The sequence below is a fragment of the Actinosynnema sp. CS-041913 genome (assembly GCF_050942485.1).
GTDB lineage: Bacteria > Actinomycetota > Actinomycetes > Mycobacteriales > Pseudonocardiaceae > Actinosynnema.
On sequence record NZ_CP192037.1, the window covers coordinates 7466762 to 7491972 of the forward strand.

The window sequence follows — 25211 nt, forward strand, 5'->3', positions numbered from 1 at the left end:
GTGTGTGCCACGCGGTGCGGTGGCGGGTGGGGCGTCGGCGGCCGGTCCGGGACCGCCGCCGTTCGGTGGACCGCGGGCCGGGCAGCGTGAGGGGCGCCGAGTTGTCCTCGGCGCGACACCGAAGTGTTGCCGCAGGTCATTGCCCCGGCAGCCGGAAATTGTCGGGGGTCGGGTCTACCGTTCCGGGCATGACGCTGACCATTGGCATGATCACCATCGACACCGCCGACCCGCACAAGCTCGCGGACTTCTGGACGAAGGCGCTGGGCACCGAGGTCCAGAACGACTGGGGCGAGTTCCTGATCCTCGCGCCGGCTGTGGAGGGCGGGTTGCAGCTCGGGCTGCAACGCGTGGAGGACGTGACACCGGGCAAGAACCGGGTGCACTTCGACTCGCACGTGGAGGACCGGGCGGCCGAGGTGGCGCGGCTGGTCGGGCTGGGCGCGACCGAGGTGGCGGAGCACACCGTGCCGGGCCTGACGTGGACAGTGCTGGCGGACCCGGAGGGCAACCAGTTCTGCGTCGGCCAGCCCGGCTGACCGCGGCGGGGTCGACCGACCGCGGCCGGTCCGGCCGACCGCGGCAAGGTCCGCTCGACGCGGTAGGGCCGGCCGCCCGCGCGGGAGTCGACCAACCGCGGCAGGGGCGACCGACCACGGCAAGGCCGACCCACCGCGACAGCGGCGACCCACCGCGGCAAGACGGGCCAACCGGGGCGGCGGCGACTGCCTGCGGCAAGGCCGACCCACGGCCTCAGGGTCGGCGGTCGAGGGGCGCTGACCGGCGCATTAGGCTTCCGGGTCGTGCTGGTACTGCTCCCCCCGTCGGAGACCAAGGCGATCGGCGGCGACGGCGCGCCCCTCGACCTCGAACGCCTCGCGCGTCCCGAGCTCAACCCGCTGCGCGCCAAGCTGGTCGACGCCCTGGTCGACCTGGCCGCCGACGTCCCCGCGAGCCTCGCCGTCCTGGGGCTGTCCGAACGCCAGGAGCACGAAGTCCAGCGCAACGCCGAACTCCGCACCTCGCCCACGCTCCCGGCGCTCGACCGCTACACCGGCGTGCTCTACGACAACCTGGACCTGAAGACCCTCACCAAGGCCGAACGCGCCCGCGCCGCGAACCGCCTGGCCGTCGCCTCCGCATTGTTCGGCGTGGTCCACGGCGGCGACCCGATCCCCGCCTACCGCCTGTCCGGCGGCAGCGTGCTCCCGGCGACCGGTCCGCTGGGCGGCCTCTGGCGCCCGGTCCTCAGCGCGGCCCTGGCCGAGACCGACATCATCGACCTGAGGTCGGCCCCGTACTCGTCGCTGGCGAGGATCCCGCACGCCATCACGGTCCGGGTGGTCACCGAGGACTCCGCCGGGCGGCGGCAGGCGGTCAGCCACTTCAACAAGGCGCACAAGGGGCTGCTGGCCCGCGCCATCGTGAAGTCGCGGGCCGAGGCGAAGTCCGTGCGCGCCCTGGTCAAGATCGCCGCTGCCGCCGGGCTCCGGCTGGAGCCCACCGGCGACAGGGCGCTCGACCTGATCGTCTAGACCGGCGAGCGCGGTCTACGCCGAACGCACCGAGTACCGCGCGCCCACCGGACGGCGGGGCGCGGTGTCCCGGTGCACGGCTGCCGCGTGCAGTTCACCGGCGACGCGGACGGTGTCGCGGTCGTCGACGTCGTAGCTGCCCGCGAGTCGGGAACCGAAGCGGGCCTGGCGGCGGTGGTTGCGCTCCAGGCCGTAGACGACGAGCGCCAGGACGGCCAGGACGAGGAAGAAGGCGGTCATGGCACTTACTATGCGACCAACAAGAAGCTGCCACAATTGGCAGCTATGCCGTTGTCCGTCAATATCCTGCCAGTTATGCTCGGGGGCATGCTCACTTCCGTGGCGGTGCCGGTGATCGCCGGCGTCGCGCCGTTCGAGTTCGGCGTGATCTGCGAGGTCTTCGGCATCGACCGCACAGAGGAGGGCGTGCCGCTGCTCGACTTCCTGGTGTGCGGCGAGCGCCCCGGCGAGCCGGTGCGCACCAGCGTCGGCGCGTCCCTCGTCCCGGAGCACGGCTTCGACGTGCTGGACGACGCCGACCTCATCGCGGTGCCGGCGTGCGAGATCCGCGACGCCTACCCGCGCGCGCTGCTGGACGCGCTCAGCCGGGCCGACCTGCTGCTGTCGGTGTGCAGCGGCTCGTTCCTGCTCGGCGCGGCGGGCCGGCTCGACGGCCGGCGCTGCACCACGCACTGGCGGCACGCCGACGAACTCGCCGAGCGGTTCCCCGAGGCCAAGGTCGACCCGGACGTGCTGTTCGTGGACGACGGCGACATCATCACCAGCGCGGGCACGGCGGCGGGCATCGACGCGTGCCTGCACCTGGTCCGCCGGGAACTCGGGGCGACCGTCGCGACCACCATCGCCCGGCGCATGGTCGTCGCGCCGCAGCGGGACGGCGGGCAGCGGCAGTTCATCCGGCCCACCACCGTCCAGGCCGAGAGCCTCCAGCCGACGCTGGCGTGGATGCTGGACCGGCTCGACACCGAGCACACCGTGGCCGACCTCGCCGACCACGCGCGGATGTCGGCACGCACCTTCGCGCGCCGCTTCGCCGCCGAGACGGGCACCACTCCGCACCGCTGGCTGACCACCCAACGCGTGCTGTGCGCCCGGCAGTTGCTGGAAGAGACGCAGCTCAGCGTGGAGGACATCGCCGGCCGCTGCGGCTTCGGCACGGCAGCGCTGCTGCGCCACCACTTCAACGCCGTCGTCGGCTTGGCCCCCAAGGACTACCGCCGCTCGTTCTCCCATCGGTGACCGCCTGGAACCGCCAAAAGCGTGACGGACAGCAGCGACTTGTCACCAGTGGTGACGGTGCTGACACAATAGGAGAGTGAGTCCCGACACACCCGGCACCGCCGCCACCGAGCACGACACATCGGAGGTCACCGCCAAGGCCCTGCGCGCCGTCGCCGAGGACCTGGAGTCCGACCTCGACGCGCCGGAGACGCTGAAGCGCGTGTGGGCCGGGCTGTGCGTGGCGCGACTGCTCGGCCTCCGCCTCGCCGCCGCCGGGTTGGGCAAGCTTCAGGCGAACGCCGAATCCGTGGAATACCAACTCGCGCACGACCTCGCCACGACGGCGACGTTCCAGCACGAGTTGGCCTTACCGTCGACGGGGAAGCCCGCGCCGCTGCTCCCCGACGAGGTGGACGACGCCCTGGCGGCGCTGGCCGAGTTCAGCGCCACCGCCCGCCGGCGGATGCTCGCCGCCGCGCGGCTGGCCGCCCAGTGGCACGACGAACGCGTGCTGCGGCACGACTCCCTGGTGGTGGCCGAACTCGCGGCGGCCTGGCAGGGCAGGCGCGGCAGCTACCGGGTCGAACACCCCGATCCACGCGCCTGACTTTTAATTCGGTTGCGGCGGTGCCGGGGTGTCCGGCAGCCTGTCCACGAACGCGCTCAAGAGCCGGTCGCACGGCGGAGACGAGGAGGTGCCCGATGGCTACCACTGTCCGGGACGTGGCACCAACCCGTCCTCTCGCCCCGATCGCCTAGCGCGCCGACCACACGCGCCGGTGGGGCGAACACCTCCTCTTCTCTTGGAGCCCACCCAGTGCGCAAGCACGAGCACTTTCTCGACCCCGAAGACGAATCCGACGCGTCCTACGAGCACGCGAACGACCTGAACTGGCGCGCCAAGCGCCGCACCAGCCGGGACGACGCCGAGCCCAACCCGAACCGGCGCGGCCGGCTCACCGAGGAGACCCGCGACCGGCTCGCGCAGCAGCGCGAGGACGCGGAGGCCGCCGACGTCCCGGAGGACGGCGACCGCTGGTCCAACTGGGACACCGCCGACCACGGGCCCCTGCCCTGGCCGGAGTGGCTGGTCACCGACCTGGCGGCGGTGGACCGGGAACTCGGCATCGTCAAGACCGGCAAGGAGGCCGACGTCTTCCTGCTGGAACGCGCCTTGCCGGGCGCGGACCGGTCGTGCCTGCTGGCCGCCAAGCGGTACCGCAGCAACGACCACCGGATGTTCCACCGGGACGCCGGCTACCTGGAGGGCCGCCGGATGCGGCGGTCGCGGGAGATGCGCGCGATCGAGAACCGCACCTCGTTCGGCCGCAACCTGATCGCCGAGCAGTGGGCGGTGGCCGAGTTCGCCGCCCTGGCCCGGTTGTGGCAGCTCGGCGCGCCGGTGCCGTACCCCGTGCAGCGCGCGGGCACCGAGCTGTTGCTGGAGTTCATCGGCACGGACGGCGCGGCGGCTCCCCGGCTGGCGCAGTTGCGGCCCGAGCCGGAGGAGTTGCGGGACCTCTGGCGGCAGCTCGTGGACGCGTTGAGCCTGATGGCCTCCGTGGGCTTGACGCACGGCGACCTGTCGGCGTTCAACCTGATGGTGCACGACGGCAGGCTGGTCGTGATCGACCTGCCGCAGGCGGTGGACGTGGTGGCCAACCCGCGGGGCGCGGAGTTCCTGGAACGGGACGTCCGCAACATCGCGGGCTGGTTCGCCGCGCGCGGCCTGGAACCGGAGTCGGCCGACCCGCGGGCGCTCACCGACCTGCTGCTGGACGTGGCCGGTCTGCGCTGAACAAGGGCCACACCAGGTCGAACACGGTGGCGGCCGGCCGCGTCCGGTCGGTCGCCAGCCAGTGGTAGACCAGCGGGCCGAACAGCAGGTCGCGGACGAGTTCCGGGTCGACGCCGGCCCGGAGCTCGCCGCGCGCCACGCCGCGCCGCACCACCTCGTCGACCACCGCGTGCCGCCCGGCGAGGAAGCCGTCGAGCAGGCCGGGCACCCGGCGCGCCTCGGCGTGCACCGCGAGCACCACCCACGACAGGCCGTCCGCCAGGGCGTTCGCCAGCACGAGCAGGTCTTGGCGGGCGCTGCCGGTGTCCGGGTCGGGCATCGGCACGCGGTCCGCGACGACGTGGGCGACGAGGTGCAGCTTGGTCGGCCACCGCCGGTACAGGGCGGGCCGGCTCACGCCCGCGCGGGTCGCGACCGCGTCCAGGGTCAGCGCGTCGAACCCGACTTCGTCGAGCAGGGCGACGGTCGCCTCGGCGAGGGCGCGGTCGATCTCGGTGCTGCGGGGACGTCCAGACATACGATACATCCTGTAACGTAAGTGCCATGGTCAGCAAGAAGGTCACCTGGGGGTTGCTCGCCGCATGGGTCGTCCACGACCTCGAAGAACTCGTCACCATGCCGCGGTGGACCCGCGGCAACCGGATCCCGACGACGACACCGGCCCAGGCCGCCATCGCCATCGGGCTCGTCGGCATCGTCGTCGCGGCTGCGGCGGCCGACGGAGCGCGGACCGACGGCCGGTCGCCGTTCTTCCACGCCGTGCTCACCGGGTTCGGCCTGCACGCGGGCACGCACGTCGCCGCGAGCGCGATCCTGCGGCAGTACACGCCCGGAGTGCTCACCGCGCCTACCGTCGTCGCCCCTTTCAGCTTGTGGGCACTACGTCGACTCCGGCGTGAGGGAATCCGGCCGAAACCGTCCCGACGTGCGCTGATCTGGTTCCCGATCACGGTCGCCGCGGCCCACGGCATTGCCCATTCGGCCACACATGTGCGACAGAACACCGCCGGGATGCGCGCGAAGCGCCGTTGATCGGCTAGACTGAGTGGTGCATCGCCCGGCGGCGCAACAACCGTTCGCGGCCCCAGACCCCACCAGGTCGGCGACCCAGCAGGTCGGCGGTGCTCCCAACCACTATCGGCGCACGACAGCGCCGGGCCCGTCCTTGCGATTCGCGCCTGCGTAAAGGCAGAGCAATCCCCGAGACGTGCCTTGTCCCGGAGGTTTGTTTTGCCACCACTGTCCCAAGGCCGTTCCGAGCGCCCGCAGTTCCGCAAGCCGCGGAGCAGGCGCCCAGGCCAGGGCAACCGACGTCCCCAGCCCGTGCTGGAGACGACCATGCCGGACCACGTAGAGAGCACGCTGCCCGAAGGGCCGCTGCCGTCGTTCGCCGAACTCGGCCTGGCCGACGAGCTGCTCGGCGCGCTCACCCAGGCGGGCATCAACGACCCGTTCCCCATCCAGGCCGCCACGCTGCCCGACGCGCTGGCCGGCCGCGACGTCCTCGGCCGGGGCCAGACCGGCTCGGGCAAGACGCTCGCGTTCGGCCTGGCGCTGCTGTCCCGCCTCGCGGGCGACCGCGCCAAGCCGCTGAAGCCGCGCGCGCTGGTGCTGGTGCCGACGCGTGAACTCGCCATGCAGGTCGAGGAAGCGCTGTCGCCGTTCGCACGGTCCCTCGGGCTGTGGTGCCGGACGGTCGTCGGCGGCACCTCGTTCCCGCGTCAGATCGACGCGCTGCGCCGCGGTGTCGACCTGCTCATCGCCACGCCGGGCCGGCTGTCCGACCACGTGCGGCAGGGCACGGCCGACCTGTCCGAGGTGATGTTCACCGCGCTGGACGAGGCCGACCAGATGGCCGACATGGGCTTCATGCCCCAGGTCCGCGCCATCCTCGACCTGACCCCGCAGGACGGCCAGCGGCTGCTGTTCTCGGCGACGCTGGACGGCGACGTGGACAAGCTGGTCCGCCAGTACCTGCACAACCCGGTGGTCCACTCGGTCGCGCCGCCCACCGGCAGCGTGACGACGATGGAGCACCACCTGCTGTTCGTGTCCGCCGAGGACAAGCAGTCCGTGGTGACCGAGGTCGCCGCCCGCGAGGGCCGCACGATCATGTTCGTGCGCACCAAGCACCACGTGGACCGGCTGACGAAGAAGCTGCGCTCGATGGGCGTCCAGGCGGGCGCGCTGCACGGCGGCAAGGCGCAGAGCGCCCGGACCCGCGTGCTGGGCCAGTTCCGCGAGGGCACCATGCCCGTGCTGATCGCGACGGACGTGGCGGCGCGCGGCATCCACGTGGACGACGTGAGCCTCGTCGTCCACGTCGACCCGCCGGCCGACCCGAAGGACTACCTGCACCGAGCGGGACGCACCGCGCGGGCCGGCCAGTCCGGCACGGTGGTGACCCTGGTGACCCACGACCAGCGCCGCGCCGTGCAGGGCCTGACCGCACGGGCGGGCATCCGCCCGGAGTCGACCAAGGTCCGCCCCGGCGACGAGGACCTGATCCGCATCACCGGCGCCAGGGTGCCAAGCGGCATCCCGATAACCGAACCGGAAATCCCGGTCCGCGCCCGCCGCAGCGGAGGCGGCGCCCCGCGCCGCACCGGCGGCAGCGGAGGCGGCTACGGCGGCCAGTTCCGAGGCAGCCGCCCAGACCGCGACCGCGACCGGAGCGGACGCCCGCGCCGAGTGTCACAGCACTAGACCGATCGCCATAGCACTAGACCCGGGTGTCGCAACAGTAGACCCGGTGTCGTAGCACTAGGCACTAGCTCCGACCCGCGAACGCCGGCCCTTGGCTTCCCAGCCGAGGCCCGGCGTTCGCGCTTTTGTCGGTGCGAACAGCGCTTCGGCCGATATCTGGGCGTCGGTGGGAACCGACGGCGTGTGGTCGACCAATCTCGACCAGCCGGGCCCCGGAATGTTCTACTCAGCCGGAATGTTCTACTCACCTTGACGGCAGAAGAGGGACCACGGACTCAGCGCGCTCCACAAGCACGCAAGCCTGGGCTCAAGCCGGGAACACCAAGCAACAAGACCATATTTCCGACAAGCCCTGGAGCTGTCAGGGACGGCTGGAACGCAACACGCGCCACGGAGCGCGCACTTGGGGAGCCAGGTCGCGTTCCGCTCTCGACCACTACAACCCGTTCGACACCGAACGCACGTCCTTGTGGGGAAAGCGTTTCCGCACATGCGACTCCGCCTTGGACCCAGGCACCACGTAAACCGGCTCCTCCTTGTCCTGCAAAGGCTTCACCACATCGGCCACGAACCCCCTGCGATCCGCCAGAAACGGCCCGATGACGTCCGACCCCGCCGGGCACGCCGCCATGCAGTAGGCCGCCTTGTAGTTCGGCTTGAACGCCAGGCTCTGCCACATCGACGCCGACTCCGCCGCCGACACCCGCCGCCGGTAGTCCTCGCGGTCGGCGCTGTCGGCGATGTTCTCCACCCAGTCGGTGAACCCGCTCATGAACTCGCGGTAGTTGTGCGTGTAGCACGCGAGGAAGTCGAACGACCCCTCCTTGCCGATCGCGCCCACCGGACAGGCCGCGACGCACAGCTTGCACTCCAGGCACGGGTTGAAGTCGATCGGCCCGGCCGGCTCGTCCACCGCGAAGTCCACCGCGAAGTCCACGACGACCGTGCCCAGCAGGATGAAGTTGCCGAAACGAGGGTGGATCACGTTGCGGTGGATGCCGATCCGACCCAACCCCGCCGCCTGCGCCACCAGCTTGTGCGAGATCACCCAGCCGCGCCCCGGGAACCCGTCCATCTCCTGCGGGAACGCCGACGCCGGGTGCACCACCCGGTGCCCCGCGTCCTGGAGCAGCCGGGCCAGCCGGTGGCCCACGGAGTCCGCGTCGTCCAACGCCTGGTGGAACTCGGTGTTCGCGACGCTGCGCATCGGGCTGCGCACGTTGTCCCGGTTCATCCGCACGCAGAACGCGACGTAGGTGCGCGCCCTGGGCAACGCCTTGCGCGCGTGCTCCAGGTCCACCTCCAGACCGGGCGCGTCGATCGGCACGAACCCGACATCGTCCGCACCCGCCCGGAACGCCAGCTCGCGCAGCCACTCCGCCGACACCGCCCCCGCCGGCCGTTCCGGTGGGTTCTCCCTGACCTGGCGCACGGTCGGATGGTCGTCCAGTCGCATTTTCGGGTCCTCCCAGGCTAGCTGAGTTTCTAGCAACAACTTAGCGAGGCTAGGTCTACTTTGACAACCCAGGGAGTACCGTGGAGCACGTGCGAGGAGTGGTGGTGGACAACGACCGGTGCTCGATCGCCCGTGCGCTGGGCGTGCTGGGTGAGCGGTGGTCGCTGCAGATCGTGCGGGACGTCTTCAACGGCGTCCAGCGATTCGACGCGCTACGGGAACACCTGAACGTCGCGCGAAACGTCCTGGCCAACCGGTTGCAGAACCTGGTCGACGCCGGGTTGCTGGAGAAGAGGCCGTACCAGGAGTTCGGCAGCCGCCGGCGCTACGAGTACGAGCTGACGCAGGCCGGGCGGGAGCTGTGGCCGGTGCTGATGACGCTGATGGCCTGGGGCGACCGCCACCTCGCCGAGGGCACGCCGCCGGTCGAGCACGAGCACGTCGGCTGCGGCGGCAGGGTGAGCCTGGTGCCGGTGTGCGAGCACGGCCACGCCGTGGACCCGAAGCGGGACTTGGGTTTGCGCCTCGCCAAGCCTTGACCGCACCGGTCCGCACCGGTCCGCACCACCCGGCCACACCACCCGACGCGACCCCGGCGGCCTCACCAAGCGCACACCACCCGACGCAACGCGCCGACCCCACCACCCGACGGCACCGACCGGCCCGCACCCACCGCCTAACCCAACCCAACCCGGCCCGACCCGACCCTGCCTAACCCGACCCGACCCTGCCCGACCCTGCCCGACCCTGCCCGACCGGCCCGGCCCTGGCTGGTCACGCCAACAGCGCGTCGGCCCGTGCCGTCCGCATGTGCAGCACGGCCCGGCCATCCCGCCGCGTGGTCACCAGCCGCGCCGCCCGCAACACCCCGATGTGCTGCGACACGGCACCCGCCGTGACCCCCAACCGCCGAGCCAGCTCCGTAGTGGACATCGGCGACACCAACAACGCCAACAACGCCGCCCGAGTCCGCCCGATCAACGCCGCCAACTCGTCCGGCGCGGCGGCCTCCCGCTCCTCCCACAACGTCCCGATCCCCCGCGCCGGATACCGCACCACCCCCCGCCCGACCGGATCGACCGCCGCCCACGCCCGCGGCCAGCAGAACACGCTGGGCGACAACACCAACCCGTCCTCCGCCAAGTCGACGCAGTGCGGCTGGTCCGCCCGGCGGTCCGCGTACAGCACCAGCTCACCGCCCGCCCACGTCACCTCGGGGTGCAGGTCGGCGAACACCGCCTCCACCCCGCGATCCGCCAACACGGCCGCACGCGCGGAGATGTCAGCCTCCAGCACCGCCACGATCCGCCGCCAGTGCGGTGCGACCAACACCTCGTGACACGCCCGCACCACCGCCGCGACCCGCGCCGGCACGCCCGCCAGCTCGGCCTCCAGATCGGGCATCCGCACATCGGGCACGGGCATCAGCACCGCGGGTTTCGCGGGCCCCGCCAACAAGTCCAGCAGCACCGGCAGGTCGTCGACCGACGCCACCCGCTCCCGCGCCCACGCCACCCAGGGCAGGTGCACGGCGTGCGCGCCGGGCACGCGCAGCCCGTCCACCGCCATGACCGTCTCGAACACCGGCGAGTAGGCGAAGCGCACCTTCGCCAACCCCACCCCGGCGAGCCTGATCCGCACCGCCACCGGCTATCCCTCCCTCCCGAGGGGGTGCAGACCCCACCGCGGAACCTCCGGTCGACACCAGTGATCCACAAGGTACGAACGCGGACGCTCTACCGCATGACCAAGACCTGGCACCGGCCGACGCTCTGGATCTCCGGGGTGATGGCCGCCCTGACCCTCGTCACCCTCGGTGGGCTGCTCTTCGACGGCCGTGTGCTGCAAGGTGCTCCGCTGTGGCTCAAGCCGTTCAAGTTCGCCGTGTCGCTGGCCGTCTACTCGGCCACCCTGTCCTGGATGCTCTCGTTGCCGCACAAGGGGAAGCGCTGGACGTCCGGGCTCGCCACGCTGATCGCGGCGATCCTGTTCGCGGACGTCGCGCTGGTCGCGATCCAGGCCGCGCGCGGCACGTTCAGCCACTACAACACCAACGACGACACCTGGAACCAGGTCGTCCAGTTCATGTTCGGGACCTCCATCCCGCTGATGTTCCTGGCGAACGTCGTGCTGGCGGTCATCCTGTCGTTCCAGAAGCTCGCCGCGGGCAACGACCGCTCCACCATGTGGGCGGTGCGGACCGGGCTGTACCTGGCGATCGCGGGCATGGCCGCCGGCTACCTGATGGTCTTCCAGATCGACAAGCACGTCGAGACCACGGACGCCGCGGGCCGCGCGGTGGAGTTGCGCGGCGGGCACAGCGTGGGCGTGCCGGAAGGCGGCGACGGCCTCCCGGTGACCGCGTGGAGCACCACGGGCGGCGACCTGCGCATCCCGCACTTCGTCGGGATGCACGGCCTCCAGGTGATGGTCCTGCTCGCGCTCGGCCTGACCCTGGTGGCGCTGCACGAGCGCACCCGGCTGCGGCTGGTGCTGATCGCCTTCGCCGGCTACGCCGGGCTGCTGGCCCTGCTGACCTGGCAGGCGCTGCGCGGCGAGCCGCTGGTCCAGCCGCGCCTCACCACGCTGGGCCTGGCCACCGGTCTGGTCGCGGTCGTCGCCGCCGGGGTCGCGTGGACGCTCAAGAGCGAAAGGGCAACTCCCGCGCCAGACCGGCGACCGGTCCCACAACGATGATGGCGGGCGGGCGGATGCCGTGCTCCACGACGTCGGCGCCCAGTCGGTCCAAAGTGGACCGCACCACCCGCTGGGCGCGGGTGCTGCCCTCCTGGACCACCGAGACCGGCGTGTCACCCGGACGCCCGGCCAGCAGCGCCGAGGCGAACGCGCCCGCCCGCTCGACGCCCATCAGGATCACGACGGTGCCGCGCAGGCGGGCCAGCGCGCCCCAGTCCACCAGCGAACGCTCGTCGTCCGGCGCCACGTGCCCGGACACCACGACCACCTCGTGCGCCACGCCGCGGTGCGTCACCGGCACGTCGGCGAGCGCCGGCACCCCGAACGCGCTGGTCACGCCGGGCACCACGGTCACCGGCACACCGGCCTCGGCGCAGGCGATCAGCTCCTCGAAACCCCGCCCGAACACGTACGGGTCGCCGCCCTTGAGCCGCACCACGAACTTCCCGGCCTTGGCGTGCTCGACCAGCGTGGTGTTGATGAAGTCCTGGGAGGCGGCCCGGCCGTACGGGATCTTGGCCGCGTCCACCACCTCCACGTGCGGCGGCAGCTCGTCCAACAGCTCCTGCGGGGCCAGCCGGTCGGCCACCACCACATCCGCGCGGGCCAGCAGCCGCCGTCCGCGCACGGTGATCAGGTCCGGGTCACCGGGACCGCCGCCGACCAGCGCCACCCCGGCGGGCTGGTCGTGCTGGTCGCCCAGCGAACCGTCCCGCAACGCCGCCAGCACCCCGTCCCGCACCGCCGCCGACCGCCGGTGCTGCCCGCCCGCGAGCACACCGAGCAGCAGCCCGTCGTGCTCGCCCACCGCGGGCGTCACGGCCGTGCCCTTCACCGCCACGTCGGCCCGGACGCAGAACACCCGCCGCTCCGTCGCGTCGGCCGTGACCCGGGCGTTGACCACCGGGTCGGACGTGCAGGCCAGCACGTACCAGGCGCCGTCCAGGTCGCCGGGCGCATAAGGGCGGGCATGCCACACCGCGCCACCCGCGTCGACGATCCCCTGGACCGCCGGCGTCACCTCGGGCGAGACGACCTCGACCAGGGCTCCGGAGGCCACCAGGCGCGGCAGCCGGCGCTGGGCGACCGTGCCGCCACCGACCACGACGACCCGCCGACCGGCCAGTTCGAGGCCCACGAGGTAGTGCTGTTCACCGTGCATGGGTAGAAGCATCCACATCAGACATGCCCTGTCCAACCGGGGTGCTCCACATCACCACCGAGGGCCGCCGTGCCCACGCCCGGCAACCACCCGGACGTGGGCACGGCGCACCACTCAGGAGTTGATCTGCTGGGTCAACACGGAGTGGTAGGACGCGATCCGGGCGTACACGCCGGGGTAGCCGGCCGCGGCGCAGCCACGACCGAAGGACGTGGCGCCGATCAGCTTGCCACCGGCGACCATCGGACCGCCGGAGTCACCCTGGCAGGTGTCCGTGCCACCGCGCGGGTAGCCGGCGCACACCATGGACGTGTTGCTGTACTGCGGGTACGCCTGGCGGCAGGTCGCGTCCGACGTGACCGGGACAGTCGCCTTCAACAGGTACCGCGACGCCGACCCACCGGACGACGTCGTGCCCCAGCCGAGGATCGTGGCGTTCGTGCCGGCGGCGTAGAGAGCCGTGTCGGACGGGCTCGCCAACGGCAGGTAGGCCGAGGAGATGGAGCGGTCCAACGTCAGCACGGAGACGTCGTAGCCGGACGAGGCGGAACGGTAGCTGGGGTGGATCCAGATCCTGGTGACGGAGGCGACGACGCCGGCCGTGCTCTGCTTGTCCTCCCGCCCCCAGACCACCCGGGTGGAAGCGGCCGACCGACCACTGGTGCAGTGCGCGGCGGTGACGACCTTGTTGCCGGACACCAGGGTGCCACCACAGAACTGCCCACCACTGGACGTGGCGAGGTAGACGGTCCACGGGAACTGGCCGATGGACGCGCGGGTGCCACCGACGATGAACGGCGAGACGTCGTCCGAGTCGGCGGCGGCCGGCACGACGGTGAGCAACCCGACCGCGGCAACAGCCGCGACCAGAGCGGTGATCAGGCGATGCAGGGTTTTCGCCATGGTGCGCTCAGTCCTTTCCGGGTAGAAGACGGCGGCGTCCTCCCAGCTAGGACCAAAACCCCGGACCCGACAAGCACCAAGCACGGCTTGACCGTTGACAAATAAACACGCTTAGAAGCAAACAGGAACAAACACGCAACAAAAGGCCGCAGTAGACGCAAAGCAACCAAGAAACGTTGCGTCGAAGTGTTTCTACCCGGCCACCCCGGCCACCCGCACGACCTCGGCCCGAACCGCCCCGGGCAACGCAGGGCCGGCGTCCCGCCCGACGAAAGCCACCGCCAAGCCGGCCTCCGCCAACCCCACCGCACCATCGGCCTGCACCCGAGTCCCCGGCCGCAACAGATGCCGGACCTGGGCCACACACTCGGAACTGCCCACCACCACGGAAGCCCGCCGCAACTCGGCTTCAGCACGAGGAGTGCGCTCGTCGGCACCCCCCGGCCCGAGCCCGATCAAGGCAAGCCGACCACGCGGCAGGACACGCGCCGCCGCGACGGTCACGGCAGGCCCCTTGACCTTCTCCACCGCGATCTCCACCCGCCCACCACCGGACAGCTCCATCGCCCCGCGCAACGCCGCCGCCTCGGCGACGCTGGGGATGCCGATCGCCAGGTCCGCGGGATTGGGCACCGGGATGACCGCGAGTTCCGAGCCCGGGTAGGCCAGCAACGGCGCGGTGGTCGAGTCGTGCCAGAAGCCCCAGTCCTCCAAGGCATCGGCGATGCCCTGCTCGGCGACCTTGCGGTCCACCGTGGCGAACGCCCGGATCGCGCGCAGGTCCAGGCCCCGCACCTCCAGCTCCGCCAAGGCTTGCGACACGGCGGACGCGGACACCCCGGCACTGGAACCGACACCGACGATCAAGGTGCGAGGCACCAGGCGCAGCAGGTTCTCCGGTTGCGCCCCGGACGGAAGGCGGTCGTCCAGCAGCACGGTCCACACCCCGTGGCCGTGCGACACGACGTTGTCCGGCAGCGCGGGCAACGGAAAACCCAGCGGGTTCAGCAGCAGGACCGGGTCACCGTCGCGGACGGCCGCACCGCACGCCGCCAGGTCGCCTTCCACCGTCACGTCGAGGAGTTCGACCAGTTCGTCCAGGGGCGAGGCCACCGACGAGGACGTGACGACCGGTTTCTGGTCCAACGAGTCCGCGATCCGACCGGCCAGCGCGTCCACGCCGCCGAGCAGGGCCACCGCGAAACCGCCGTCGACGCACACCACACCGGGGTCGGAGCGTTCGTCGCGCAGCAGGGGCGCCACCAGCCGGACCGTCGCCTCCGTGCCGAGGAAGAACACAGCGGCGCCCAGACGAGGCCACAGGCGGCGCAGAGCGGGCCCGATGGGACCGTCGGGCACCACCGCGTCCGGCCCGAGGAAACCCGCCAGTTCGACGGCCGCCCGCCGCCCGCGCTCGCCGGCGGCGAACAACCCGATCACGCCCACGCCCTCCGCATCACGACTTCCTGGTACCCCACAGCACCGTCACGGGATTCACCGCCGACAACGTGCCACCGGTCAGCCGGGCCGCCGAGAGCTGGCTGCCCTCCACCTCGTAACCGGCCTCCAGCAACGCATCCCGCGCAGGCACCACGCGGTCCAGAGCCGGAGTCGCCACGACGATCCGCCCCGCGCCGACCCGGGCGCACTGCCGCACCACGTCGACGCCGCCGCCACCGACGAACACCGCGTCAGGACGGGGCAGGTCGGAAGCCTCGCTCAACGGCGACTCGACCACCCGCACGTCCACGCCGTGCGCCGAAGCGTTGGCGATGATCCGCACGCACTGCACCGGGTCCTGTTCCACCGCGACGACCGCCGCACCCAGCCGCGCGCACTCGACCCCGATCGCACCGGGGCCCGCGCCGACGTCCCACACCAGCACACCGGGCCGGGGCGCCAACCGGGCCAGGGCCAGCGCGCGGACCTCCGCCGTCGCCACCATCCCGTCGCGGCGGGCGAAACCGTCGTCCGGCAGCGCCCAGCCGTCCACCGTCGGCGTCCACCCGCCGTCCGCCGCGCACAGCACGAAACCGGGTGAGACCCACCGCCGCACCACGGCGTCCGCCGGGTCCACAGTGGACAGGCCCGACTCGTCCGCCACGGTCAGCGTGCGCCGCCACCCGGCCAGCCCGGCGGCCAGTTCGGCGGGATCGGCCCCGGACACCGCGACCGCGGGCCGGGCGCGGCACACGTTCAGCGCGTGTCGCAGGCCGTGCGCCGCGGCGTCGACCACGGTCACCGAGTCCCACGACCGGCCGGCCGCGGTGAGGAACCCGTGCAGGGCGACGACGTCCATGTCAGTTGGGGCGCTTCGTCTTCTTGGCCCGCGGCGTGGCCGGCTTCGGGGCGGCGGGCTTCTTCGCGGACTGGCGCGGCGTGGTGCTGGCCTGGACCGTGGCCGGCTTGCGCTTCGCCGCCGCCGCGACCGCGGGCTTCGTCTTGGGCTCGGTCGAAGCAGGGGTGTCCTCGTCGGTGTCCGTGACCAAGGCCAGCACCGGCTCGTCGCTCTCCGGCTTGGGCTTGGCCGGCGCGGCACGGCGCGCCCGCGCGGTCTCCTGCCAGTCGTGCACGGCCGACCAGGCGGCCACCGAAGCCGAGTCACGGGACGCACGCATCGCCCACTTCGACGGACGCGACCGCCGCACCGGCTCGTCACCCGCGGCGGCCCGCCGGGCAGGCGGGGCCTTCAGCACCTCGCCGACGAGGAACAGCGTGGTGCGGTAGAGCTTGTGCTCCTTGACGCACGCCTCCAGCCCGCCCAGCGTGGTCTGCGCGACCGTCTCGTCGGGCAGGGAAACCTTGTACGCCACCACGACCGGCGTGTCGTCGGAGTACCCGCCGGCCCGCAGCTTCTCCACGATCCGCGCGGTCCGCGCGCCGGAGGCGGAGATCGCCATCGTCGTGCCGTGCGCGGCGAACTCGGCGAGGTGCTCCGCGCCCTCGGGCCCGGTCAGCACCAGCGACTGCGCCACTTCGGACACCGTCAGCTCGCGGCTCACCGCGGCGCCCACCGCCGACACCGCCGACACGCCGGGCACGACCTCGGTCTCCAGCCCCAGCCGCTGGCACAGCTCGTGCTGCTCGCGCAGGCCGCCCCACAGGGACGGGTCGCCCGCGTGCAGCCGCACCACCTTGAGCTTGCTCGCCGACGCCCGCCGGTACAGGTCCACGACCTCGGACTCGGGCACGCGGGAGAAGTCGACCAGCTCGGCGTCGGGGCGGGCGTGCTCGCGCACGCACTCGGCTTCCACGACGCTGGGTGCCCACACCACGACGTCCGCGTCCGCTATCCGCTTGGCGCCCCGGAGGGTGATGAGATCGGCGGCGCCGGGACCGGCGCCCACGAAGGAGACCCGACCAGTCATCACAACTGCTCCCCACGACGTGTACGGCTTGGTGGGCAAGGACCGTACCGCGCGGGCACGAACCACTATCGAGTGGCCTCGTACCGCACGGACTCGGTTGCGCAGGCCCGCGCGAAGCGGGCCACGGACTCCGGCGCGGACGCCGGATGCGTGTGCAGGTAAGACGCGTGCACGCCGTCGACCACGAACCCCTCGGCCACCGGGCGCTGGTCGTGGCCGCGCCACTGCCAGGCCGGACGCGTGCCGGCGGGCACGCTGAGGCTCGTCCGGTGGAACTCGTGCCCGGTGATCCGGGCGCCCGCCCGCGCGAGCACGGAGTCGACCGGCGCGACGGCGTCCCGGTAGCCCAGCGTCAGCCGTGGCGTCATCGAGCCGTCGGCGTCGATCACGCCGCACATCGGCACGCCGTCCAGCGATCGCGCCAGGTACAGCAGGCCGCCGCACTCGGCGTGCACCGGTCCGCCGGAGCGCGCGAAGGCGGCCACGGCGGCACGCAGCCCCTCGTTCGCGGACAGTTCGGCGGCGTGCTGCTCGGGGAAACCGCCCGGCAGCACGAGCCCTGAGGTGCCGTCGGGGAGATCCTGATCACGCAGCGGGTCGACCACCACGACGTCCGCGCCCGCCGCCCGCAGCAGCTCCACGTGCTCGGCGTACCCGAAGGTGAACGCCGCGCCGCCCGCGACCGCGACGACCGGCGAACCGTCCACCGGCGACACCTCGGCCGCCGGATCCCACGTGGGCACGGCCATCGCGGGCACCTCGGCCGCCAGCCGACGCACCGCGTCCAGGTCCACGTGCCGCGCGACCGCCGCGGCGATCGCGTCCACGGCGTCCAGCGCGGGCCGGCCGTGCTCGGCCGCCGTGACCAGGCCCAGGTGCCGCGAGGGCAGCCCGAACCTGTCGTCGCGCGGCAGCACGCCCAGCACTTCCAGCCCGACCTCGGCGCACGCACCGCGCAGCACGTGCTCGTGGCGCGCCGACCCGACCTGGTTGAGCACCACGCCGCCCAGCCGCACGGTCGGGTCGTAGCCCCGGAACCCGTGCAGCAGGGCGGCCAGGCTGCGGCTCTGGCCGCGCGCGTCGACCACGAACAGCACCGGCGCGGACAGCAGCTTCGCGACGTGCGCGGTGGACCCGATGCCCTCGGTGTCCACCCGCCCGTCGAACAGCCCCATCACGCCTTCCACCACGGCCAGGTCGCAGCCCCGCGCGCCGTGCGCGAACAGCGCCGCCACGCGCTGCTCGCCGAGCATCACCGGGTCCAGGTTGCGGCCCGGCCGGCCGGTGGCCACCGCGTGGTAGCCGGGGTCGATGTAGTCCGGCCCGACCTTGAAGGGGGCCACCCGGTCCCCCGCGCGGCGCAGCGCCGCCATCAGGCCGGTGGCCACGGTGGTCTTGCCGCTGCCCGACGCGGGCGCGGCGACCACCAGGCGGTTCACCACTCGATCCCCTTCTGGCCCTTCTGCCCGGCGTCCATCGGGTGCTTGACCTTGGTCATCTCCACCACGAGGTCGGCGGCGTCCACCAACGCCGGCGGCGCGTGCCGGCCGGTGATGACGACGTGCTGGTGGCCGGGCCGGTCGCGCAGGGCCGCCACCACCTCGTCCACGTCGATCCAGCCCCAGTGCAGCGGGTAGGTGAACTCGTCCAGCACGTACAGGCCGTGCTTCTCCTCGGCCAGCCGGCGGGCGATCTCGCGCCAGCCTTCGAGCGCGGCGGCGGCGTGGTCGTCCTCGGTGCCCTGCTTGCGGGACCACGACCAGCCTTCGCCCATCTTGTGCCACTCGACGGGCCCGCCCTCGCCGGTCTGCTCGTGCAGCTTGCCCAGCGCGCGGAAGGCCGACTCCTCGCCGACCTTCCACTTGGCTGACTTCACGAACTGGAAGACGCCGATGGACCAGCCCTGGTTCCACCCGCGCAGCGCCAGACCGAACGCGGCGGTGGATTTGCCCTTCATCTCCCCCGTGTGGAGGAGGGTGAGCGGCCGGTTGCGCCGCTGTTTGGTGGTAAGCCCGTCGACGGGGACGACGGACGGTTGTCCTTGAGGCATCGGTGGCTCCTACGCGGCTCGTGCGGCGCGCACGACGCCCGCAACCCGGTCGGCGGACAGTTCTTCCAGGCGCAGGCACACGGCGTCCAGCGCCTCGGCGACGCGCCCGGCCAGACCGAGGCGCACGTGGCCGGACTCGCAGTCCACGACCACCGACGCCACCTCGTCGGCGGCCAGCAGCCCGGCGGCGCGCAGGGCGTCCCGCATCGGGTCGCCGCCCGTGCCGGTGGCGGTGGCACGGCCGTCGGTGAGCAGCACCAGCAGCGGGCGGCGGCGCGGGTCGCGGACCCGTTCCACGTCCAGCACCCGGCGGGCGCGCAGCAGACCGTCGGCCAGCGGGGTGCGCCCGCCCGTGCGCAGTTGGCGCAGTCGGGCCGCCGCCGCGTCCACGGAGTTCGTCGGCGGGAGGGCGGTCTCGGCCCCGGCGCCCCGGAACGTGATCACGCCGACCTTGTCCCGGCGCTGGTAGGCGTCGCGCAGCAGCGAGATCACCGCGCCGGTGACCGCCGACATGCGCTGCCGCGCGGCCATCGAGCCGGACGCGTCGACCACGAACAGCACCAGGTTGCTCTCCTTGCCCTCGCGGACCGAGAGCCGCAGGTCCGTGCCGCGCAACACCAGTCCCGGACCGCTGCGGCCCCGGGCGGCCTGGAACGGCGCGGCGGCGCCGAGCGTGCCGACGAGGTGCAGCCCGGAACCGTCCACAGTGGACGATCGGACCACTCGCCCGGTGCGGGCACGGGCGCGGGAGCGCTTGCCCGGCGCGCCTTCGCCGACACCGGGCACCTGGAGCAGCCGGGTCTTGAACGAAGGCGCGGGGGCGTGGGTGCGCTCGGCGGAAGAGCCCTGCTGTCCGTCCGATGGCTGTCGACCGTCCGGGGACTGTCCGTCCGAAGTGGACTCGGGCGCGTCCTGGGGCAGGCCGCCGCCGTCATCCGGCCCATCGGGGTCGTCGTCCGGACCGGAGGGCTCCTCGGCGTGTTCCGCGCCCTGGCGCATGGCGTCTTCGAGCTGCTCCTCCTCCAGGCCGGGCTCGTCGAACGGGTCGCGGCGCTTGCGGTGCGGCAGGGCCAGCCGGACGGCGGCCTCCACGTCCTCCTCCGCCACCTCGCCCACCCCGCGCCACGCGGCGTGCGCGGCGGCGGCGCGGGCGACCACCAGGTCCGCCCGCATCCCGTCGACCTCGAACGCCGCGCAGATCCCGGCGATCCGGCGCACCTCGGCGTCCGGCAGCACCACGTTCGGCAGGTGCGAGCGCGCGGTGACGATCCGGGAGGCCAGCGAGGCGTCCTCGTCGGCCCAGCGCGCGGCGAACCCGACGGGATCGGCCTCGTACGCGAGCCGCCGCCGGATGACCTCCGCGCGGGTCGCCACGTCGCGGGCCGCCCGCACCGAGACGGTGAGGCCGAAGCGGTCCAGTAGCTGTGGCCGCAACTCGCCCTCCTCCGGGTTCATCGTGCCCACCAGGAGGAACGACGCGGCGTGCGACACGGATACGCCCTCGCGCTCGACGTGCGCGCGGCCCATCGCGGCGGCGTCGAGGAGCAGGTCCACCAGGTGGTCGTGCAGGAGGTTGACCTCGTCCACGTAGAGCACGCCCCGGTGCGCGGCGGCCAGCAGGCCGGGCTGGTACGCCCGGACGCCCTCGGTCAGCGCGCGCTCCAGGTCCAGCGAGCCGATCAGCCGGTCCTCGGTCGCGCCGACCGGCAACTCGACCAGCCGGGCGGCGCGCCGTTCCGACAGCGCGGTCGCGTGCGGGCCGTCCGGGGAGGCCGTGTCGTGCGGGGCGGTGTCGTGCGGGGCGGTGTCGTGCGCGGCGGTGCGGTGCGGGCCGTCCGACGAGGCGGTGCGGTGCGCGGCGACCCCGTGCGGGCCGTCCGACGAGGCGGTGTCGTGCGCGGTGGTGTCGTGCGCGGTGGTGTCGTGCGCGGTGGTGTCGTGCGCGGTGGTGTCGTGCGGGCCGTCCGGGCAGTCGGCGTCCACGGCGGCGGGGTCGCAGCCGAAGCGGCAGCCCGACACGACCTCCAGCGAGGGCAGCAGGGCGGCCAGGGCGCGGACCACGGTCGACTTCGCGGTCCCCTTCTCCCCTCGGACCAGGACCCCGCCGATACCGGGGTGAACGGCATTCAGCAGCAACGCCATGCGGAGGTCGTCATGTCCGACGACAGCGGAAAAGGGGAAACGCGCGCCCATGCGGCGGTGTCCTTCCTCGGGTGTCCACGCCCGGGTCCGGTCCGGTGAGTTCGGGGGCCGAGTTCCTGACTCCCGGATCCACACGCCCGGTCACAGTGGCGGGACCGTGCCGGATTCGCACCGGCTTCCTCGCGCACCCCTACAGCCCAGGCATCGTCGCACCTCGGCCGACGGGCTCCAAGTCCCCGGCGAGGACTCCGCGAGCGAGGACGGTCACACCTGCCCGAACCCCGACCCCGGCAGGCCGTGCGGTCGACCGGTGGTGGATCACTCCGGCGTGCGGTGGTGGGCCGGGCATTCGGCGTCCACACCGGAACTGACCTGCGAGATCAGCCCCGCGAGGCGGACGCGGTGAGGGCTGGGTCGCCGTCGTGCCCGGTGCTCGGGCCGGACGCCGGCTCCGGGGCGGGGTGGGCCGGCTCACCCAGGCGTACCCGCACGCTCAGCGGGGCGCGGAAGGAGAGCAGGCCCAGCATCGGTGGCGGTTCGGGTGAGGCCAGGCTGAGGTTCGGGAAGCGTTCGACGGTCTCCCGCAGCACCACTTCCGCCTCCAGGCGGGCGAGACCGGCGCCCAGGCAGAAGTGCCGGCCGTAGCCGAACGCCAAATGTTTGCGGGCGTTCGGTCGGGCCGGGCACAGCCGTTCCGGGTCCGCGAACACCTCCGGGTCCGAGCCGGTGCCGGCCAGCATCAGCAGAAGGTGCGCGCCCGCCGGGACGGCCACGCCGGAGATCGTCGTCGGCTCGGCCGCGATCCGCCGCCACGTGTTGACCGGCGGGTCGCGGCGCAGCACTTCCTCCACGACTCGTGCCGGCATGCCCGGCTCGCCCAGCCTGGACCACAGACCTCCGTGGCGCAGGACGGCGTCGAACATCGCGCACAGGAGCTGGGTGGTCGTCTCCTGGCCCGCGATGAGCAGGAAGTAGCACAGTCCGGCCGCCTCGCGGATGGGCACGTCCCGCAGTGCGCCGAACAGGTCGTCGCCCCGCGCCGTCCTGATCCGGCGGGTCAGCCACTGGTGGAATTCGGCGGTCGGCTTCGCCAGCTCGTGCTGGCGGTCCAGCGACGGGTTGCCCCAGAACAGCTCCAGGGACGCCGTGCTCCACGCCTTGAGCTTCGGGATGTCCACGTCGTCGATGCCCATGACCTCCATCAGCACGATCGCCGGCAGGTCCCGGGCGAGGACCGGGTGCAGGTCGGCGATCGGACCCGTCAATCCGGCGAGTCGTTCCCGCGCCAGGTCGGCGATGCGGGGGCGCATGGCCTGCACCCGGGCCGGGGTGAGGAAGGCCGCGACCAGTCTCCGCAGCTCGGCGTGGGTGTCGGTGCCGTTGTTCGCCAGGGTCGGCGGCAGGGAGAAGCCCGCGCGGGCCAGGACGCGCAGCACCGGGCGGGGGATCGCGGTCACGGCGGTCAGCGCGTTGTCCGGGTGGAAGCGATTCGGGTCGGCGAGGATCGCCCGCACGTCCTCGTAGCGGCTGACCAGCCACAACCCGGTGTTCTCGTCCAGGTGGACCGGTGCGTTCACGCGCAGCGAGCGCAGCTCGTCGGGTCCTGCCTGGAAGAGGTCCACGCGGGGACGGTAGCGGCCGGATGCGACACTGCCGGCGTGAGTGTCAGCACAGGGCCGGAGGCGACCGGCGGACCGGAGTCGGTGTTCGACTGGATCGACACCCGGGCGGAGGCCCGTGCCAAGGCCGGTCTCGCCCGCCGGGTCCGGCCCCGTCCGCCCGACTCCACCGACCTCGACCTCGCGTCCAATGACTACCTCGGCCTGGCCCGCGACAAGCGGGTGACGGGCGCGGCGGCTGCCGCCTCGATGCGCTGGGGCGCGGGGTCGACCGGATCGCGGCTGGTCACCGGCTCCACCGAGCTGCACACCGAGCTGGAGTACGAGCTGGCGAACTTCTGCGGCACGCAGTCGGCGCTGGTGTTCTCCTCCGGCTACGCGGCGAACCTGGGCGCGCTCGCCGCGCTGTCCGGTCCGGGCACGGCGATCGTGGCCGACCAGCACATCCACGCGTCGCTGATCGACGGCACCCGGCTGTCCAAGGCCGACGTGGTGGTGGCCGGGCACTGCGACGTTCCGCAGGTCGCGCACGCGCTGGCCACGCGGGGCAAGCGGCGGGCGCTGATGGTCACCGACTCGGTGTTCTCCGTCGACGGCGACCTCGCGCCGCTGGCCGAGCTGGCCGCGGCGTGCCGCGAGCACGGCTCGGCGCTGATCGTGGACGACGCGCACGGCCTCGGCGTGATCGGCGAGGGCGGCCGGGGCGCGGTGCACGCGGCCGGCCTGGCGATGGCCCCGGACGTGGTGACCACCGTGACGCTGTCCAAGTCGCTGGGCGCGCAGGGCGGCGCGGTGCTCGGGCCGAGCCGGGTGGTCAAGCACCTGGTGGACACGGCCCGGACGTTCATCTTCGACACCGGCCTCGCGCCGGGCAGCGTGGCGGCGGCGCTGGCGGCACTGCGGATCCTCCGCGAGGAGCCGGACCGCTCGACCCGTGCCCTCGACGTGGCGCAGGACCTGGCGTTCCGGCTGCGCGAGCAGGGCCTGCTGGTCAGCAGCCCGACGGCGGCCGTGGTGTCCGTGCGGGCGCCGTCGCCCGAGGCCGCGTTCACCTGGGCGGAGGCGTGCCGCGCGCAGGGCGTGGTGGTCGGCTGCTTCCGGCCGCCGTCGGTGCCCGACCAGGTTTCCCGCCTCCGGCTGACCGCGCGGGCGGACCTGACCGAGGCCGACCTCGAACGGGCGGTACGGGTGATCAGCGAGACCGGCGCATCCGCAGGTGCGGTATCCCGTCCTCGATGAACTCCGAGCCCTCGGGCATGAAGCCGAACGACGCGTAGAAGTCGGCGACGTAGGTCTGCGCGTCCAGCACGCACACCTGCCGGCCGACCTCGACCAGCGCGGCCTCCATCAGCCGTCGGCTGTACCCGCGACCGCGCGCGGCGCGGGCCGTGCAGACCCGGCCGATGCGGAACGTGCCGTCCGACTCCTCCAGCAGCCGCAGGTAGGCCTGGGGTTCCGGCGATCCGTCGGCCTCCAGCCAGAAGTGCCTGGTATCAGGTTCGAGGTCACGGCCGTCCAGCTCCGGGTAGGCGGAGGACTGCTCGACCACGAACACCTCGCCACGAAGTTTGAGCAGGGCGTATAGCTGCGCGGAAGTCAGATCCGCTGACCACTTGCGGCGCAGCTTGGCCGGATAGGGATGCGAGCGCACACCGCGTTGGTACCACAGTCTCAGATTTCGGAGCGGTAGTGGCTCATCCTGGTGTAGACGCCGGGCTCCCCGGCCCGCCCGCAGCCCCGGCCGTAGGACACCACCCCGACCAGCACGCCGCCGACCGTGAGGGGGCCGCCGGAGTCGCCTTCGCAGGCGTCCTTGCCGCCCTCCGGGTAGCCCGCGCACAGCATCACGGCGGCCCGGTAGCCGGGGATCACCCGAGCGCACTCGTCGTCCGACCGGACCGGCACGTCGACCTCGCGCAGCGTGCGGCTGGGACCGGCGAGTTCCCCGGTGCGGCCCCAGCCGGACACCGTGGCCAGGCCGCCCGGCACGGCCTCGCCGATCTCGACCGACCGGTGGGGCACGGGTTCGGCGAGGGTGAGGGTCGCCACGTCGTCACCGCCGGCCACGGAGGTGAAGGCGGGGTGCCGCCGGATCTCCACGACGCGGACGACGCGTCCCTGCGCGGAGTCGAGATCCCGCCGGCCGACGACCGCGCGGAGTTCGCCGGGCAGCCGGTCGCGGGTGGTGATCATCGTGCGCTCGATCGTGCAGTGCGCGGCGGTGACGACTTTGGTGGGGCCGACCAGTGCCCCGCCGCAGAAGAAGTTGCCGCGCGCGTCGAGCAGCGCGACCGCCCAGGGCGTGGCCGGTGCTTCCCGTCCGCCCACGACCGCGTCGGCGGGGAGCGCGGTGAGCAGGAGCGCGGCGAGAACCAGTGCGCTGCGGCGCATGGAGTACTTCCTCTACGACAGGTGGCCGGATGACCACGAACCGTAGCGGAGCGTCAACGTGGTATCAAATCCGGAAAATTTGTTGTTAGGATCGCTTGGCACCGAAGATTTGCCTGCCAGTGAGACAGATCACGGCTATCTG

The 25211-nt window shown here is 72.8% G+C and carries 25 protein-coding genes and 1 riboswitch; of the genes, 10 read left to right on the top strand and 15 right to left on the bottom strand.

The annotated features are described in order from the left end of the window. Positions 1 to 188: 188 nt before the first annotated feature. Together ACQPZF_RS33515 and yaaA are read left to right on the top strand one after the other, a co-directional pair. Positions 189 to 539, top strand: coding sequence for a VOC family protein (locus ACQPZF_RS33515; protein ID WP_433263891.1), 351 nt, complete (start codon positions 189 to 191; stop codon positions 537 to 539). 264 nt (positions 540 to 803) lie between these two features. Continuing rightward, the gene (gene yaaA, locus ACQPZF_RS33520; protein WP_433263893.1) at positions 804 to 1535 is read left to right on the top strand and encodes a peroxide stress protein YaaA; all 732 of its coding nucleotides are present in this window, start codon (positions 804 to 806) and stop codon (positions 1533 to 1535) included. A gap of 15 nt (positions 1536 to 1550) precedes the next feature. Here yaaA and ACQPZF_RS33525 read toward each other — a convergent pair whose 3' ends face one another. After that, entirely contained in the window at positions 1551 to 1775 is a 225-nt protein-coding gene (locus ACQPZF_RS33525; RefSeq protein WP_433263895.1) for a hypothetical protein, read from the bottom strand. Between the two features lie 87 nt (positions 1776 to 1862). Here ACQPZF_RS33525 and ACQPZF_RS33530 point away from each other — a divergent pair, with 87 nt between their 5' ends. The 3 genes from ACQPZF_RS33530 to ACQPZF_RS33540 all read left to right on the top strand — a co-directional run bounded on the left by ACQPZF_RS33530 (position 1863) and on the right by ACQPZF_RS33540 (position 4575). After that, a complete protein-coding gene (locus tag ACQPZF_RS33530) occupies positions 1863 to 2795 on the top strand; it encodes a GlxA family transcriptional regulator (protein ID WP_433263897.1) in 933 nt (310 codons plus the stop codon). 76 nt (positions 2796 to 2871) lie between these two features. Next, entirely contained in the window at positions 2872 to 3384 is a 513-nt protein-coding gene (locus ACQPZF_RS33535) for a hypothetical protein (protein ID WP_433263899.1), read from the top strand. Positions 3385 to 3594: 210 nt separating this feature from the next. Next, entirely contained in the window at positions 3595 to 4575 is a 981-nt protein-coding gene (locus ACQPZF_RS33540) for a serine protein kinase RIO (RefSeq protein WP_433263901.1), read from the top strand. On the opposite strand, the gene ACQPZF_RS33545 is transcribed toward ACQPZF_RS33540, so the two are convergent. Further along, positions 4538 to 5092 (bottom strand): TetR/AcrR family transcriptional regulator, encoded by a 555-nt coding sequence (locus ACQPZF_RS33545; protein ID WP_433263903.1) that lies wholly within the window; start codon positions 5090 to 5092, stop codon positions 4538 to 4540. The two genes, ACQPZF_RS33540 and ACQPZF_RS33545, sit on opposite strands and share 38 nt — an antisense overlap. Positions 5093 to 5118: 26 nt before the next feature. Between ACQPZF_RS33545 and ACQPZF_RS33550 the strand changes: the two genes are divergently transcribed. Next, positions 5119 to 5607, top strand: coding sequence for an HXXEE domain-containing protein (locus tag ACQPZF_RS33550; protein WP_433263905.1), 489 nt, complete (start codon positions 5119 to 5121; stop codon positions 5605 to 5607). Positions 5608 to 5913: 306 nt separating this feature from the next. Further along, complete coding sequence (locus ACQPZF_RS33555; RefSeq protein ID WP_433263907.1) at positions 5914 to 7281, top strand: DEAD/DEAH box helicase; 1368 nt, start codon at positions 5914 to 5916, stop codon at positions 7279 to 7281. Positions 7282 to 7717: 436 nt separating this feature from the next. Here the strand turns inward: ACQPZF_RS33555 and ACQPZF_RS33560 are convergent, their stop codons facing one another. Then, a complete protein-coding gene (locus ACQPZF_RS33560; protein WP_433263909.1) occupies positions 7718 to 8737 on the bottom strand; it encodes a 4Fe-4S binding protein in 1020 nt (339 codons plus the stop codon). 89 nt (positions 8738 to 8826) lie between these two features. Here ACQPZF_RS33560 and ACQPZF_RS33565 point away from each other — a divergent pair, with 89 nt between their 5' ends. Continuing rightward, positions 8827 to 9276, top strand: coding sequence for a winged helix-turn-helix transcriptional regulator (locus ACQPZF_RS33565; RefSeq protein ID WP_433263911.1), 450 nt, complete (start codon positions 8827 to 8829; stop codon positions 9274 to 9276). A gap of 235 nt (positions 9277 to 9511) precedes the next feature. Here ACQPZF_RS33565 and ACQPZF_RS33570 read toward each other — a convergent pair whose 3' ends face one another. Continuing rightward, complete coding sequence (locus tag ACQPZF_RS33570; RefSeq protein WP_433263913.1) at positions 9512 to 10384, bottom strand: DUF5937 family protein; 873 nt, start codon at positions 10382 to 10384, stop codon at positions 9512 to 9514. Positions 10385 to 10480: 96 nt separating this feature from the next. On the opposite strand from ACQPZF_RS33570, the gene ACQPZF_RS33575 reads away from it, so the two are divergent. Next, positions 10481 to 11434 carry a hypothetical protein gene (locus tag ACQPZF_RS33575; RefSeq protein WP_433263915.1) on the top strand — a complete coding sequence of 318 codons (954 nt, stop codon included), beginning with the start codon at positions 10481 to 10483 and terminating at the stop codon, positions 11432 to 11434. On the opposite strand, the gene cobA is transcribed toward ACQPZF_RS33575, so the two are convergent. The 9 genes from cobA to ACQPZF_RS33620 all read right to left on the bottom strand — a co-directional run bounded on the left by cobA (position 11379) and on the right by ACQPZF_RS33620 (position 22681). Further along, on the bottom strand, positions 11379 to 12596 hold the full coding sequence (cobA, locus tag ACQPZF_RS33580; RefSeq protein WP_433263917.1) for a uroporphyrinogen-III C-methyltransferase: 1218 nt from the start codon (positions 12594 to 12596) through the stop codon (positions 11379 to 11381). The genes ACQPZF_RS33575 and cobA overlap by 56 nt on opposite strands. A 114-nt stretch (positions 12597 to 12710) precedes the next feature. Next, positions 12711 to 13499 carry a S1 family peptidase gene (locus ACQPZF_RS33585; protein WP_433263919.1) on the bottom strand — a complete coding sequence of 263 codons (789 nt, stop codon included), beginning with the start codon at positions 13497 to 13499 and terminating at the stop codon, positions 12711 to 12713. A gap of 192 nt (positions 13500 to 13691) precedes the next feature. Next, positions 13692 to 14939, bottom strand: a complete 1248-nt coding sequence (locus ACQPZF_RS33590; protein WP_433263921.1) for a cobalamin biosynthesis protein — start codon at positions 14937 to 14939, stop codon at positions 13692 to 13694. 16 nt (positions 14940 to 14955) lie between these two features. Beyond that, positions 14956 to 15798 carry a hypothetical protein gene (locus ACQPZF_RS33595; protein WP_433263923.1) on the bottom strand — a complete coding sequence of 281 codons (843 nt, stop codon included), beginning with the start codon at positions 15796 to 15798 and terminating at the stop codon, positions 14956 to 14958. A 1-nt stretch (position 15799) separates the two neighbouring features. Continuing rightward, positions 15800 to 16867 carry a cobalt-precorrin-4/precorrin-4 C(11)-methyltransferase gene (locus tag ACQPZF_RS33600; protein WP_433263925.1) on the bottom strand — a complete coding sequence of 356 codons (1068 nt, stop codon included), beginning with the start codon at positions 16865 to 16867 and terminating at the stop codon, positions 15800 to 15802. 65 nt (positions 16868 to 16932) lie between these two features. Continuing rightward, the gene (locus ACQPZF_RS33605) at positions 16933 to 18306 is read right to left on the bottom strand and encodes a cobyrinate a,c-diamide synthase (RefSeq protein ID WP_433263927.1); all 1374 of its coding nucleotides are present in this window, start codon (positions 18304 to 18306) and stop codon (positions 16933 to 16935) included. Beyond that, positions 18303 to 18917: a cob(I)yrinic acid a,c-diamide adenosyltransferase gene (cobO, locus tag ACQPZF_RS33610; protein WP_433263929.1), complete on the bottom strand. Its 615-nt coding sequence runs from the start codon at positions 18915 to 18917 to the stop codon at positions 18303 to 18305. The genes ACQPZF_RS33605 and cobO overlap by 4 nt, the downstream gene beginning before the upstream one ends. Positions 18918 to 18926: 9 nt before the next feature. Next, positions 18927 to 21110, bottom strand: coding sequence for a magnesium chelatase subunit D family protein (locus ACQPZF_RS33615; protein WP_433263930.1), 2184 nt, complete (start codon positions 21108 to 21110; stop codon positions 18927 to 18929). A gap of 39 nt (positions 21111 to 21149) precedes the next feature. Then, positions 21150 to 21274, bottom strand: a riboswitch (cobalamin riboswitch). A 165-nt stretch (positions 21275 to 21439) separates the two neighbouring features. Continuing rightward, positions 21440 to 22681, bottom strand: coding sequence for a cytochrome P450 (locus ACQPZF_RS33620; RefSeq protein ID WP_433263932.1), 1242 nt, complete (start codon positions 22679 to 22681; stop codon positions 21440 to 21442). A 36-nt stretch (positions 22682 to 22717) separates the two neighbouring features. Between ACQPZF_RS33620 and ACQPZF_RS33625 the strand changes: the two genes are divergently transcribed. Next, positions 22718 to 23917 carry an 8-amino-7-oxononanoate synthase gene (locus ACQPZF_RS33625; RefSeq protein ID WP_433263934.1) on the top strand — a complete coding sequence of 400 codons (1200 nt, stop codon included), beginning with the start codon at positions 22718 to 22720 and terminating at the stop codon, positions 23915 to 23917. On the opposite strand, the gene ACQPZF_RS33630 is transcribed toward ACQPZF_RS33625, so the two are convergent. Further along, positions 23871 to 24329, bottom strand: a complete 459-nt coding sequence (locus tag ACQPZF_RS33630; protein ID WP_433263936.1) for a GNAT family N-acetyltransferase — start codon at positions 24327 to 24329, stop codon at positions 23871 to 23873. The two genes, ACQPZF_RS33625 and ACQPZF_RS33630, sit on opposite strands and share 47 nt — an antisense overlap. Before the next feature lie 20 nt (positions 24330 to 24349). Beyond that, positions 24350 to 25069 (bottom strand): serine protease, encoded by a 720-nt coding sequence (locus ACQPZF_RS33635; RefSeq protein ID WP_433263938.1) that lies wholly within the window; start codon positions 25067 to 25069, stop codon positions 24350 to 24352. Between the last annotated feature and the right edge of the window lie 142 nt (positions 25070 to 25211).

Bases quoted from the DNA above. Each gene is read 5' to 3' on its own strand.
- ACQPZF_RS33635 (WP_433263938.1), bottom strand. From the start codon at position 25,069: ATGCGCCGCAGCGCACTGGTTCTCGCCGCGCTCCTGCTCACCGCGCTC.
- cobA (WP_433263917.1), bottom strand. From the start codon at position 12,596: ATGCACGGTGAACAGCACTACCTCGTGGGCCTCGAACTGGCCGGTCGG.
- ACQPZF_RS33600 (WP_433263925.1), bottom strand. From the start codon at position 16,867: ATGACTGGTCGGGTCTCCTTCGTGGGCGCCGGTCCCGGCGCCGCCGAT.
- ACQPZF_RS33560 (WP_433263909.1), bottom strand. From the start codon at position 8,737: ATGCGACTGGACGACCATCCGACCGTGCGCCAGGTCAGGGAGAACCCA.
- ACQPZF_RS33575 (WP_433263915.1), top strand. From the start codon at position 10,481: ATGACCAAGACCTGGCACCGGCCGACGCTCTGGATCTCCGGGGTGATG.
- ACQPZF_RS33555 (WP_433263907.1), top strand. From the start codon at position 5,914: ATGCCGGACCACGTAGAGAGCACGCTGCCCGAAGGGCCGCTGCCGTCG.
- cobO (WP_433263929.1), bottom strand. From the start codon at position 18,917: ATGCCTCAAGGACAACCGTCCGTCGTCCCCGTCGACGGGCTTACCACC.
- ACQPZF_RS33550 (WP_433263905.1), top strand. From the start codon at position 5,119: ATGGTCAGCAAGAAGGTCACCTGGGGGTTGCTCGCCGCATGGGTCGTC.
- ACQPZF_RS33530 (WP_433263897.1), top strand. From the start codon at position 1,863: ATGCTCACTTCCGTGGCGGTGCCGGTGATCGCCGGCGTCGCGCCGTTC.
- ACQPZF_RS33585 (WP_433263919.1), bottom strand. From the start codon at position 13,499: ATGGCGAAAACCCTGCATCGCCTGATCACCGCTCTGGTCGCGGCTGTT.
- ACQPZF_RS33615 (WP_433263930.1), bottom strand. From the start codon at position 21,110: ATGGGCGCGCGTTTCCCCTTTTCCGCTGTCGTCGGACATGACGACCTC.
- ACQPZF_RS33595 (WP_433263923.1), bottom strand. From the start codon at position 15,798: ATGGACGTCGTCGCCCTGCACGGGTTCCTCACCGCGGCCGGCCGGTCG.
- ACQPZF_RS33545 (WP_433263903.1), bottom strand. From the start codon at position 5,092: ATGTCTGGACGTCCCCGCAGCACCGAGATCGACCGCGCCCTCGCCGAG.
- ACQPZF_RS33515 (WP_433263891.1), top strand. From the start codon at position 189: ATGACGCTGACCATTGGCATGATCACCATCGACACCGCCGACCCGCAC.
- ACQPZF_RS33525 (WP_433263895.1), bottom strand. From the start codon at position 1,775: ATGACCGCCTTCTTCCTCGTCCTGGCCGTCCTGGCGCTCGTCGTCTAC.